This is a genomic window from Thermosynechococcus sp. Uc (assembly GCF_029335995.1).
Classification (GTDB): Bacteria; Cyanobacteriota; Cyanobacteriia; order Thermosynechococcales; family Thermosynechococcaceae; genus Thermosynechococcus.
On the sequence record NZ_JARJMS020000068.1, the window covers coordinates 1 to 12,658 of the forward strand.

The window sequence follows — 12,658 nt, forward strand, 5'->3', positions numbered from 1 at the left end:
GAATGCCTTTGTCTGGATTGCCCTCACAGGTCTGGGTTTAGCGATGCTTATAGCAGCTTGGTTATGAGGACGCCTGCTGTGAACGGGCAAACTAAGGATTAATTCAATTCATCGCCACAGGTGCTCATTGGGTGGGTTTGGTGAAACTTCCCGTTTTGGTTATTGACCCTTGACCAGAACATCTGAAACTGCTTGACAGGCCTGCCCGCCTTTCCTTTGGCGAACGACGATTAGACATTACTCTCTAGGGATTCAAGGGCTACCCTTTGAGACAACTCTTTTCTCAACGATTCTGAAGTGAGCCATCATTTTTTGTAACCGCTTGTGGCAGTATCCAGCACCTTAGATTTGAAGTTTAGGCGTGGACAAAAGGCTGAATGGCCAACATGAAGGGATTAGGCAGCCGGTAATCCCAACACTTCACCTGTTCCCGCAACAACGGTGCCAATCCGCCAGCTCTCAATCCCCCATTCGGCAAAGCAGGCCTGAGCCGCTGCAACTGCTGACGTCGGTAAAACAACGGTGTAACCAATGCCCATATTGAAGGTGTTAAAGAGTTCCCCCAAGCTGACGCTTCCCATCTCCCCCAGCCAGTGAAAGAGTGGTGGAATTGGCCAAGCCTCAGGATCCAGTTGCGCCGATTGCCCCGGCCCCAAGCAGCGGGGCAAATTTTCGGGCAACCCCCCGCCAGTGATGTGGGCCATACCGTGGATGGGAATCCCTTGGCTTAAAGCAGCACGAATGGGTTGGACATAGAGGCGGGTCGGTTCTAAGCACAGGTCAGCAAGGGGAGTGTTGCCAAAGGGGGGAGCTTGCCAACTGAGCTGGCGATCGCTGACAATTTTGCGCACTAAACTAAAGCCATTACTGTGCAGCCCAGAACTGGCCAATCCCAAAACCACATCCCCCACCTGTACCTGTGTGCCATCTAGCACCCGATCCTGTTCAACCACGCCCACACAAAAACCCGCAAGGTCATAGACCCCTTCGGCATAAAACCCTGGCATTTCTGCCGTTTCTCCCCCCAAGAGGGCACAACCGGCTGCTTCACACCCTTGGGCAATACCGGCTACCACAGCAGTCATCATCTCTGGCGCTAGACGCCCACAGGCAATGTAGTCCAAGAAGAAAAGTGGCTCAGCGCCACAGGTGAGGACATCGTTAACACACATAGCCACCAGATCAATGCCAACCGTATTGTGGCGATTCAGTGCCTGAGCTAGTTTTAACTTCGTGCCCACGCCATCGGTTCCCGACACCAAAAGCGGCTGCCGATAGCCCTTGGGAATTTGACACAGCCCAGCAAAGCCCCCCAGTTGTCCCACAACTTCCGGTCGTTGAGTGCGCTGCACCAAGGGGCGAATCTGCTCAACAAAGGCACGGCCAGCGGCCACATCCACACCTGCACTGCGATAGTCCATCAGTGGTGCTCCTGTAGTTGGGGATAGTTGGCCTTGAGATACTCCAAGAGCCCCTCACAGGCATCGGTGAGCAGATCCAACACCCTCTCAAACCCCTGGCGACCGCCGTAGTAGGGGTCGGGCACTTCCTTCGCGTCGTAGTGGCGGCAAAAATCACACATTAGGCGCACCTTATCGCGATACTTCCCCTCAGGATCAAGGCGCAAAATCTCGTAGTAATTTTCCCGATCCATCGCCAAAATCAGATCAAATTCTTCAAAGTCGGCGGCATGGAATTGGCGTGCCCGATGGGTCAAGTGGAGTCCCCGTTGGCGTGCACTCATCACCATGCGAGCATCGGGCGGATCGCCAACATGAAAGTTACTCGTGCCAGCAGAATCACATTCAATCTGCTGCTCTAAACCGACGTCTTTGATGAGGTGTTGCATGATCCCTTCGGCGGCAGGAGAGCGGCAGATGTTGCCAAGACAGACAAAAAGGAGACGAATGGGCATAGCAAGTTTCCTAGGGGGCGGGAATCAGCGTACGAATGAGGTCAGCAACCTGCTGGGTGCTGTTGGGCATGGCCAGTTGGCGGGCATTCTCTGCCATAGCTTGCAATTTTTTTGGCTGCCGTAGCCATTCTAAAATGATCTGTCCGAGGCGATCGCCCGTCAATGCCGATTGCGGGATCATTTCAGCGGCGCCGGCACTCACGAGCACTTTAGCATTGACTGTTTGGTGATCCTCGGCCGCATAGGGATAGGGAATTAATAACGCCGGGGTTCCTGTGAGTGTCAGTTCCGCCAAGGCACTGGCGCCGGCTCGGCTAATGACGATATCTGCGCGGTGCAGTAGTGGCCCTATGGGTTCAAAGAAGGGAAAAACCAGGTAGTGGGGATGCTGCACACTTTGGGCCTGCGGATCATTGTTGCCCGTAAGATGTACAACCCAAGCCCCAGCCGCCAGCCAACGGTGAACCGTTTCCCGCACCAGGCAATTGATGGCCACTGCCCCTTGACTGCCCCCCATGACCAGAATCAGGGGCACCTCCTTGGGAATCGGTAACTCCAAGTTGCCGGGATGGAGAATATCAGGACGCACCGGTGTGCCAGTGACCCGTAGGTTCAGCCGTTTGGAGTTAAGGTAGGCTAAACTCGCGGAGGTTCCCAAAGCAACCAGCGTACACCAAGGAGCCAGCCAGCGGGTGACTTTGCCCGGTAGGGCGTTGGCTTCATGGAGCAGGGCGACACGCCCTAAACTGCGAGCCGCTAAAATGGCCGGTGCCGCAATGTAGCCACCGGTGGTAAACACCCCTTGAAAGTTTCCCTGTTTTAACAACTGGCGCGTCTGCCAAAAAGCTCCCCACAATTGCCACAGGGGGCGCAGCTTTGCCCAAGGGGTTTTGCCCTGAACACCGCTAAAGTTGACGGTATGCAGGGGATAGTGGGGTGGAATGAATTGCTGTTCAAGGCGATCGCGCACCCCCAACCAATGGATCTCATATTCGGGCAATTCCTCAGCTACTGCCAGCGCCGGAAAGAGATGCCCCCCGGTACCACTCGCTGCAATCAGTAATTTTCTTTGTCTAGGCATTAAGCGTTCCAGCCCAATGTGGTCATGAGCTTATCAACAAAGTTGGTATAGACAATGCCACTGCGGAACTCAGGCGTATCCAGCACTTGTTGATGAAAAGGAATGGTGGTCGGCACCCCCATAATTGCACATTCGCGCAGAGCGCGCTTCATGCGGGCAATGGCAGCAGGGCGATCGCTCCCCCACACCACCAATTTACCGATTAGCGAATCATAGTAGGGGGGGATTTCATAGTCGGTGTAAACATGGGAGTCCATCCGCACCCCAGGGCCGCCGGGAGGCAAGTAACCGCTAATGCGACCGGGATGGGGACGAAAATTGCGCTCGGGGTCTTCGGCATTAATGCGGCATTCAATGGCATGTCCCCGCAACTGCACCTGTTCTTGGGTCAAGCTGAGGGGTTCCCCTTGGGCAATGCGAATTTGCTCAGCAATTAGATCAAGTCCCGTAATCATTTCTGTAACGGTGTGCTCCACCTGAATACGGGTATTCATCTCCATAAAGTAGAAGTTGCCATGGCCGTCAAGGAGAAATTCAATCGTGCCGGCACCGACGTAGTTAATGGCCTTGGCGGCAGTGATAGCGGCTGCTCCCATTTGGGCGCGCAACTCTGGGGTCAGCGCAGGGCTGGGAGCTTCCTCAAGGAGCTTTTGGTGACGCCGCTGCACTGAACAATCCCGCTCGCCGAGATGGATGACATTGCCATAACTATCGGCAAGAATCTGAAACTCAATGTGGCGGGGATTTTCAATAAACCGCTCTAGATAGACGCCGGCATTGCCAAAGGCAGCTTCTGCTTCCCCTTGAGCAGCACTCAGGGCACGTCCCAACTCCTCTGGAGAGTGCACCAGGCGCATACCGCGCCCACCTCCGCCAGCGGTGGCCTTGATCATCAGAGGATAGCCAATTTTGCGGGCGATCGCCCGCGCCGTTTCCTCATCCTGCACCAAACCATCACTGCCGGGAATAGTGGGCACCCCTACTTGTTGCATGGTTTTTTTGGCGGTGGATTTATCCCCCATAGCACGCATAGCCGCAGGGCTTGGCCCAATAAAGGTAATCTTGTGATCGGCGCAAATCTCTGCAAAGCGGGCATTTTCTGCTAAAAAGCCATAGCCGGGGTGAATGGCCGAGACATGGCGGGTAAGGGCAGCGGCAATAATGTTGGGAATATTCAGATAGCTGCGGCCACTAGGGGCTTCGCCAATGCACACCGCCTCATCCGCCAGTTGCACGTGCAGGGCATGGCGATCTACGGTGGAATAGACGGCAACCGTTGCAATGCCCAATTCTTCACAGGTACGTAGAATCCGCAGGGCAATTTCGCCACGATTAGCAATCAAAATTTTCGTAAAGGCCATGGCGGTCAGCGGTAGGGGAAGCGATCCCTAATGCTACCATGCCAGTTGAACCCTTCTGAAAAGCCAAACTGCAATTGCATTGGTGCCACTGGCAAAAACAAGTTAGGATCAGCAGGGTTTGGTTTGAGAGCGCACTATGGCTGCTGTGTCACCCACAATGGCATTGACGGTTACGAAAACCAGCAATTGGACGATTGAGGACAGCGAGCAGCTCTACCGTATTCAGGGCTGGGGAGAACCCTATTTTGGCATTAATGCCGCGGGTCATGTCACCGTCTCTCCCAAAGGCGATCGCGGTGGGTCGTTGGATCTCTATGAACTCGTGCAGGCGCTCCAGCAGCGCAACATTGGCCTGCCGTTACTGCTGCGATTTTCCGATATTCTCGAGGATCGGATTGAGCGGCTAAATGCCTGCTTTGCCCGTGCCATTGCCCGCTATGGCTATCAGGGCACATACAAGGGGGTTTTTCCCATCAAGTGCAATCAGCAGCGCCACATCATTGAAGCCCTCGTGCGCTTTGGCCAGTCTCACCAGTTCGGCCTAGAGGCGGGTTCTAAGCCGGAACTGCTCATTGCCTTGGCAATGCTAAATACCCCCGGTGCACTGCTCATCTGCAATGGCTATAAGGATCGCGCCTATATTGAAACGGCAATTCTTGCCCGTCGCCTTGGCCACACTGCCATCATTGTCCTTGAACAGCCAGAAGAGGTGGCGGAAGTCATTGCTGTTAGCCAAACCTTGGGCATTGAACCCATTTTGGGCGTGCGGGCAAAACTCAGTACCCAGGGGGTAGGACGCTGGGGCACCTCCGCCGGCGATCGCGCCAAATTTGGTTTGACGGTACCAGAAATTTTAGCTGCCGTTGAACAACTGCGGGAAGCGGGAATGCTCAATTGCCTGCAACTGTTGCACTTTCACATTGGCTCGCAAATCTCTGCCATTAGCGTCATCAAGGATGCCATTCGCGAGGCGGGGCAAATTTATGGCGAACTGGTGCGCCTCGGTGCCAATATGCAGTACCTGGATGTGGGGGGTGGCTTGGGGGTGGACTACGACGGCTCCAAAACTAACTTCCATGCCTCGAAAAACTACAGTATGCAAAACTACGCCAGTGATGTGGTTGCTGGCATTAAGGACGCCTGTCGGCAGCGGGGCATTCCCGATCCCATTCTTATTAGTGAGAGTGGCCGCGCCATTGCCTCCCATCAATCGGTATTGATTTTCAATGTCTTGGGGGTCAGTGAAGTGCCCAAAGTCACGCCCGAACCGGCGACCGAGGAGGAGCACCTGATTATCCGCAATCTCTATGACACGTACCAAACGATTGATGAGAATAACTACCAAGAGGCCTACAACGATGCCCTGCAATTTAAGGGGGAAGCCATTAGTCTCTTTAACTTTGGCTACTTGAGTTTACCAGGGCGGGCACGGGCAGAGAGCCTCTTTTGGGCCTGCTGTGCCAAGATTTTAGACATTGTGCGCCAGCAGGAATACGTCCCCGACGATCTAGAAGATCTTGAAAAAATCATGGCCTCAATCTACTACATCAATTTATCGGTGTTTCAGTCTGTCCCCGACAGCTGGGCTATTGATCAACTGTTTCCCATCATGCCCATTCACCGCCTTGATGAAGAACCCACAGAGCGGGGCATCCTTGCCGATCTCACCTGCGACAGCGACGGCAAAATTGACCGGTTCATTGATCTGCGGGATGTGAAATCGGTCTTGGAACTCCATCCTTTTCGCCCTAGCGAACCCTACTATCTCGGCCTTTTTCTCAATGGTGCCTACCAAGAGATCATGGGCAATCTCCACAACCTATTTGGGGATACAAACACCGTTCATATTCGTCTAACGCCAAAGGGCTATGAAATTGAGCATTTAGTGCGGGGGGATACCATGCAAGAAGTCCTTGGCTATGTACAGTACCAGGGGGATGCTCTATTGGAAAAAATCCGCCGCCGTGCTGAGGCCGCACTTGCAGAACAGCAAATTACATTGGCGGAAGCGCAGCACCTCTTAGAAAACTACGAGCAGAGCTTGCGCAGTTACACGTACCTCTCTTCTTAGGATGCTTAGGAAAAGCAATGCTAGGAACATTTCAGTCCAGCCATTTGCGCATTGAAGTGGCAGCCAGTGCAGACCAACTGCGGGATTATTTGACGCAGCCAGCCCAGCTACGCCGCTGGTTGTGGCCGCTCCAGCTTCAGACAACGGGCGATCGCCTCCAGGCGGGGGAGACCTTCACCAGTGAATTCCTTTGGTTAAAACTGGAGCATCGGGTGGAATTGCTAACCGCAGAGCGACTCGTCCTGGTGCTGCGGCAGGCCATTGAGGGCTGGCAGGAGTGGTCTTGGGGTGACGGTTGGGTACAGTCCTGTATTGAAGGAGTAACCCCTCTGCCCTTGGAGTTGGGGCAGACATTTCTCCTGTGGCGACTGAAATCAGTGCTCAGCAAAGAGGCAGCCAGTTGAGGGTTAGAGAACATTGAAGCGATCGCGCCCATTGGGATGGAGGTTCCTATTCTTGAGTGCCCTGCTGCTCAGTAGCTGCCAGGGGAGTGGGCTGCAAAATTGGTTTGCCGCTGATCCCAATGCGGAGCAATGGGCCGGAAATCCCCCCCCCTCAACACACCCGTGGGCACCGACGACAACGCTGCCGGAGAATTTGCGATTTCCCGATGCCATCCTTGTGAGTACGCAGCCGCAACTAGGAGCTCCCCAGACAACGGAAACTCGCTGGCAAGTAAGGGCACCGGCGATCGCCCTGCAGCAGTTCTACACGCGGCAATTTCAAGAATCGGGCTGGCAACTGGTAGAGCAGCAGGTGACTGGCAATACCGTCAGCCTCAAGGGGCGCAATTCTGAACTGGAAGTGCATGTTACCATCAACACCGTGCCAGAAAATAACCTCACAACATTCACTGTGGCTTACACCCCCCTCACAGTTGCCCCACCTCCCTCCCAAGCCAACGCCACCTCACCCCAAACCTTTACCGATTTAGAGGATACTCCTGCTCCTCTTCGGCCTGCTATTGGCGATTTAGCAGAACTGGGAGTCCTCAGCACCACAGGCGATCGCCTGCAACCCAATGCCCCCATTGGTCGGGGTCAGTTTGTCCGCTGGCTAGTGACCACCTACAACCGCTTTTATGCCGATCGCCCCGCGCGGCAAATCCGCCTTGGCAACCGCAACGATACGCCGGTCTTTCAGGATGTCCCCCGCGATCATCCCGACTTTCCCTATATTCAAGGGCTGGCAATGGCGGGATTTTTACCCAGTCCCCTCAGTGGCGATGGGGGTGCCTTCTTCCGTCCAGAGGCTCCCCTGACCCGCGAAACCCTCTTGCAATGGAAAGTGCCCCTCGATCAACAGGGGCGGCTCAGTCCCAGCACGATTGATCGCATTCAGCAAACATGGGGCTTCAAAGACAGTCAACGGATTGCTCCCCCCGCCATCAATGCCGTAGCTGCTGACTACTTGGCAGGAGATCTTTCAAACATTCGCCGCGTTTGGGGAGAAACGCGCTTGCTCCAGCCCCAGAAACCCGTCACCCGTGCCGAAGCAGCGGCAGCCCTGTGGTATATCGGCAATGGCACAGAGGGACTCTCAGCAGCGATGGTAAAGCAGGCCCAGGCTGCAAGCTCTTAGAACCTTGCTAGATTAGAAATCTAAGCCAATTGTTACGATTTACTGAACTGATTGCTGCCTATGCCTTGGCCTTTTTCCCGTGGTTACCATCGTCAAATTGCTCGCCTTGAAATTACAGGGGCGATCGCTGGAGGCACCCGTCGCCGGGTTCTTAAGGCTCTGAAAACCATTGAGGAACGGGGCTACCCGGCACTACTGGTGCGCATTGACAGTCCCGGCGGTACCGTGGGGGACTCCCAAGAAATCTATGCTGCCCTCAAGCGCTTGCAGTCAAAAATGAAAATTGTGGCCAGCTTTGGCAATATCTCCGCCTCTGGGGGGGTCTATATCGGCATGGGGGCACACCATATCATGGCCAACCCCGGCACCATTACGGGCAGTATTGGCGTCATCCTGCGGGGCAACAACCTACAAAGGCTCCTCGACAAGGTGGGGGTTTCATTCAAAGTGATCAAGTCTGGCCCTTACAAGGACATTCTTGCCTTTGATCGCGACCTCACTGCGGAAGAAATCTCTATTCTCCAAGACCTCATTGACACCAGCTATCACCAATTTGTCCAAACTGTAGCCGAGGGGCGCAATTTGGATGTGGAAACCGTGCGTAGTTTTGCCGACGGCCGTGTCTTTACAGGTGAGCAAGCCCTTGCCCTCGGACTGGTGGATCGCCTAGGAACCGAAGAGGATGCCCGTCGCTGGCTGGCGGAACTTGCAGGACTCGACCCGGAAAAAACCAAGGTGCAAACCATTGAAGAACCCAAGTCTCCCTTAGCTCGCCTCTTTCCGCGCCAGCAGGAACGCTTGCCCTTCCCTTGGCAAGGGGGTCTGGACTGGTTGGAATTTGAAATGGCGACCAATGGACTTCCCCTCTGGCTCTATCGCCCCTAAGCTGGATACAGTACCCTTGCGGATGTCTTGATGGAGGAGCAACCTGTGGGCTGGCGCGTCCGAGCAATTCGTGGAGCAACTACCGCCACTGAAAATTCAGTTCCAGCGATCCGTGAGGCAGTTTTGGAACTCCTCGGTGAAATTGAACGGCGTAATGCCCTTGATTTTTCAGAAGTTATCAGTGTTACTTTTTCTGTAACCCGTGACCTCGACCAGATTTTTCCGGCAGCGATCGCCCGTGAATGCCCCCATTGGCGCAACATTCCCCTTCTCGATGTTCAGCAAATGCACGTGGAGGGAGGCTTACCCCGCTGTATCCGCTGCTTGATTTATTTCAATACCCCCAACCCCGATCAACCGATTTACCATGCCTATTTGCGCCATGCTCAGAGTCTCCGACCCGATTTAGCAATACATGGCGACTACCCTTCTTTCGAGCTGTCCTCTCATTCCCTAGGTTAACTATGCCCGCTGTTGTCCGTGACTACATGACCCCCAACCCTTTTACCATTCGTGCCGATGCTCCGATTTCTGAGGCAGTTCGCCTCATGGAAGAAAAACAAGTGCGCGGCCTCCCCGTGGTGGATGAGGGAGGTAAACTGGTGGGATTGGTGTCTGAAGCTGACCTGATCGTACGCGAAGCGCCCCTAGAGCCGCCGTTGTACATCACCTTCCTAGGGAGCATCATTTACTTTGAGTCGCCGGAGTCTTTTCATCAGCACCTTAAGAAAATGCTGGGCCAACAGGTGCAGGATGTGATGACGCCCCATCCCCAAACCATCCACGTGAATGCCCCGATCTCCGAAGCGGCTCGCCTTATGGTTAATCATCACATCAGTCGCCTGCCAGTGTTGGATGATCAAGGGGAGCTGGTGGGCATTATTAGCCGCCATGATCTTTTACGAGCGTTACATACACAGGAAGCCTCAGCATGACGTTTTTTCAATTGGCCCAGCAATCCCGCTCTGGATGAGGGGCTTGTCGTAGAATACCCCCAGATCTGCTCGCGATGCCTGAGGATGCTTTGAGATGGCCGCTTCGCTGGATGTGGTTGGGCAGCAGGCACGGCAGGGGCAAGCGGAGGCCATTGCCTACCTCATGAACCGCACACTTCAGACCAAGGGGGTGCGTGCCCTTGTGCGACGGCGGGGCGACTGCTTACAGATTATGTTTGAAGCAGCGCGATCGCTCCCGCCCCATGTCTGTGCTGCATTTGTTTGTCGCGGTCTCAGGCAGTTGGCGCCCCAAGGAATTTTGCGCGTGCGGCTCCATGCTCGGCTGGTTGGCGAAGAATGGCCAGAATGGACACAGACTATTGACTTGCGGGAGACCCTGCCCCCCACCCCCCTTCAACCGAGGGCAGGCACAGATCAGGGAACCCCTGCCACGACTTCCTCCCCTCAAGTAGTGAGTGCCTTTGTCCTCGGTGTGCTGGCGATCGCCGGCAGTGGTACTCTCGCCCTGACGCTGCAAAATCAACCAAGGGTGGATGCGCCGCCCATTGCCGAACCCAGCCCCGCCATTACGCCGCCTCACCCTGCCGTGCCGCCGGTTTTGATCCCCCCTGCTTCTAGCGATCGCCGCCTGCGCATTAAGGCGGTTGGCGACATTGTGTTAGGCACGAACTTTCCCCATAACCGCTTGCCCGAGGATCCCCAACAGCTCTTTGCCCACGTGAAAGCCCACCTCCAAGGCGCGGATCTCCTCTTTGGCAATTACGAAAGTACTCTCACCGACTCTCCCTATCCCCTTAAGAACTCCAGTAACGGCCGCAGTTTTGCCTTTCGCTCGCCACCCAGCTATGCGCAGGTATTGCGTCAGGCGGGCTTCAATGTTCTTAACATTGCCAATAACCACAGCTACGACTTTAACGAGCAGGGCTTTCGCGATACGATTCGCCACATCAATGGGGCAGGCATGACTGCCATCGGCGATTACAATCAAATTGCCTACCTTGACATCAATGGCCTCAAAGTTGCATTTATTGGCTTTGCCACCTACTATGGCCAGAATCGCATTCAAGACCTCAAAAAGGGGGCTGCCCTAGTTCAAAAGGCCAAGCAAAACGCCGAGATTGTAGTTGTCAGTTTTCATGGGGGCGCTGAAGGCAGCGACCAAATTTACACCCGCGATCGCACGGAGTACTTTTACGGCGAACAGCGGGGCAATGTGGTTCAATTTGCCCGCACCATGATAGACAACGGCGCCGATTTAATCTTGGGCCATGGCCCCCATGTCCCCCGTGCCTTGGAATTGTACAAAGGCCGCCTCATTGCCTACTCCCTGGGGAACTTTGTTGGCTATCAAACCCTAAGCAGTGTTGGTGTGCTGGGTAAATCCCTCATTCTCGATGTGGAACTAGACGGTTCTGGCCGCTTCATTCAAGGAAAAGTCATTCCCGTGCGCCTCGATGCCAAAGGGATTCCTCACATTGACCAAAACTTTGCCAGTGTGCAGTTGATCCGCCGGTTAATCCAAACAGATTTTCCCAACACTCCCCTGAAAATTGAACACCTTGGCGAGATTCTCCCCACCACTTCCCCATCTTAAAATCCCCACTGAAATTTGGCTGACCCGTCAGTGGCTTAGGCGCAGCAGAAGCCTTACATCTGTGTTCAGGGAATAATCGCTTTATCAAATAATTTGCGTAGATAATTTTTTGCTAAGGGAACCGTGCCCCGGATGAAAAGTCAATAGCCCTCTCATCGAGAGTCAAGCTACAGCTTATGCTCTGGCTAGCTTGCCAATTGGATCAGTATGCCACACTAAAGATATAGCGGTTCGAGCGTTTCAACCAGTGAAAAAGCGGGTTACATTGACGTTCCCCCGACGGGCAATTCAAATGCCCGTCACCTATCGTCTAGCCAAGGACTTTAATATTGCAGCCAATATCATCCGTGCCCAAGTAGCACCCAACCAAGTGGGCAAACTGGTTCTAGAGTTGGCCGGAGATATTGATCAAATGGAGGCTGCCCTAGAATGGTTGCGGCAGCAGAATATTGAAGTTTCCCTTGCCAGCCGCGAAATTGTCATTGATGAGCAAGCCTGTGTCCACTGTGGCCTTTGTACAGGGGTATGCCCCACGCAGGCGCTGACCCTGCATCCAGAAACGTTTCAACTGCAATTTACCCGCTCCCGCTGCATTGTCTGTGAGCAATGTGTTGCCGCATGTCCCATGGACGCAATTCACACCAACTTCTGATGAGGATTAGGGTTTGCAGATAGGCAGCCTTGCCCGCCAATGTGCTTAAATTCAACTGAATCTTCTGACCCATCCCATAACCCTAAGGAGAGTGACCCAGTTCAAGGGGAAGGTGACGTGGGCATCCCTTGCGCCGGCCGTTGCATGTCCTTGGTTGTTGGTATATTCGTCCTTAACCCCACTTTGGGCTTCCCATTGCAGACGGTTCTCTGGAGTCGGTTGCGATGAAAAAGGTGGTCTGCCCATTGGCAGTTTGGAAGAGGCAGCGGTCATCTCGCTAGTATTGATCCTAGGGTAGAAGAAAATCATGACCCAACAACACAGACACTGGGCACTGGCAACACTGGTGGGGCTGGTGTTCTTGATTGCCCCGGCCAAAGAAGCGCAGTCAGTGGCACTGCCAGACAGTTTTTATCGAGCGATCGCCAATCAAGACTGGGCAACAGCCGTGAAAATTCTCGAGCAGCTAATTCGCGCCCATCCCCAGGAAGCACCAGCCCTTGCTCGCTATCGTCAAGAATTGCTACAACTGCAACAACAACCCCGAACTCCTGCTCCATCA

General features: G+C 54.3%; 12 protein-coding genes and 1 pseudogene. 9 read left to right on the top strand and 4 right to left on the bottom strand.

What is annotated here, in order from left to right; all coding sequences use genetic code 11:
* Positions 1 to 395 precede the first annotated feature (395 nt).
* The 4 genes from purM to accC are packed head-to-tail and all read right to left on the bottom strand — an operon-like array spanning position 396 to position 4,357.
* The gene (purM, locus tag P3X23_RS07605) at positions 396 to 1,421 is read right to left on the bottom strand and encodes a phosphoribosylformylglycinamidine cyclo-ligase (RefSeq protein WP_300874959.1); all 1,026 of its coding nucleotides are present in this window, start codon (positions 1,419 to 1,421) and stop codon (positions 396 to 398) included.
* The gene (locus P3X23_RS07610) at positions 1,421 to 1,915 is read right to left on the bottom strand and encodes a low molecular weight protein-tyrosine-phosphatase (RefSeq protein WP_300874961.1); all 495 of its coding nucleotides are present in this window, start codon (positions 1,913 to 1,915) and stop codon (positions 1,421 to 1,423) included. The genes purM and P3X23_RS07610 overlap by 1 nt, the downstream gene beginning before the upstream one ends.
* A gap of 10 nt (positions 1,916 to 1,925) precedes the next feature.
* Positions 1,926 to 2,996 carry an undecaprenyldiphospho-muramoylpentapeptide beta-N-acetylglucosaminyltransferase gene (gene murG, locus P3X23_RS07615; protein WP_300874964.1) on the bottom strand — a complete coding sequence of 357 codons (1,071 nt, stop codon included), beginning with the start codon at positions 2,994 to 2,996 and terminating at the stop codon, positions 1,926 to 1,928.
* Complete coding sequence (accC, locus tag P3X23_RS07620) at positions 2,996 to 4,357, bottom strand: acetyl-CoA carboxylase biotin carboxylase subunit (RefSeq protein WP_300874966.1); 1,362 nt, start codon at positions 4,355 to 4,357, stop codon at positions 2,996 to 2,998. Before accC ends, murG begins: the two co-directional genes overlap by 1 nt.
* Before the next feature lie 157 nt (positions 4,358 to 4,514).
* Here accC and speA point away from each other — a divergent pair, with 157 nt between their 5' ends.
* The 9 genes and pseudogenes from speA to P3X23_RS07665 form a co-directional block, all read left to right on the top strand.
* Complete coding sequence (speA, locus tag P3X23_RS07625) at positions 4,515 to 6,428, top strand: biosynthetic arginine decarboxylase (RefSeq protein ID WP_300874987.1); 1,914 nt, start codon at positions 4,515 to 4,517, stop codon at positions 6,426 to 6,428.
* 17 nt (positions 6,429 to 6,445) lie between these two features.
* The gene (locus tag P3X23_RS07630; RefSeq protein WP_300874968.1) at positions 6,446 to 6,832 is read left to right on the top strand and encodes a hypothetical protein; all 387 of its coding nucleotides are present in this window, start codon (positions 6,446 to 6,448) and stop codon (positions 6,830 to 6,832) included.
* Between the two features lie 52 nt (positions 6,833 to 6,884).
* Entirely contained in the window at positions 6,885 to 8,009 is a 1,125-nt protein-coding gene (locus tag P3X23_RS07635) for an S-layer homology domain-containing protein (protein ID WP_300874970.1), read from the top strand.
* Positions 8,010 to 8,069: 60 nt separating this feature from the next.
* Entirely contained in the window at positions 8,070 to 8,894 is an 825-nt protein-coding gene (sppA, locus tag P3X23_RS07640; RefSeq protein ID WP_300874973.1) for a signal peptide peptidase SppA, read from the top strand.
* A gap of 30 nt (positions 8,895 to 8,924) precedes the next feature.
* Complete coding sequence (aroH, locus tag P3X23_RS07645; protein WP_300874976.1) at positions 8,925 to 9,356, top strand: chorismate mutase; 432 nt, start codon at positions 8,925 to 8,927, stop codon at positions 9,354 to 9,356.
* A 2-nt stretch (positions 9,357 to 9,358) separates the two neighbouring features.
* A complete protein-coding gene (locus P3X23_RS07650) occupies positions 9,359 to 9,829 on the top strand; it encodes a CBS domain-containing protein (protein WP_300874979.1) in 471 nt (156 codons plus the stop codon).
* 94 nt (positions 9,830 to 9,923) lie between these two features.
* On the top strand, positions 9,924 to 11,444 hold the full coding sequence (locus tag P3X23_RS07655) for a CapA family protein (RefSeq protein WP_300874982.1): 1,521 nt from the start codon (positions 9,924 to 9,926) through the stop codon (positions 11,442 to 11,444).
* 247 nt (positions 11,445 to 11,691) lie between these two features.
* A complete protein-coding gene (locus tag P3X23_RS07660) occupies positions 11,692 to 12,096 on the top strand; it encodes an NIL domain-containing protein (RefSeq protein ID WP_300874984.1) in 405 nt (134 codons plus the stop codon).
* Positions 12,097 to 12,403: 307 nt separating this feature from the next.
* Positions 12,404 to 12,658 (top strand): annotated as a pseudogene (locus tag P3X23_RS07665) (TIGR02281 family clan AA aspartic protease); the annotation flags it as partial.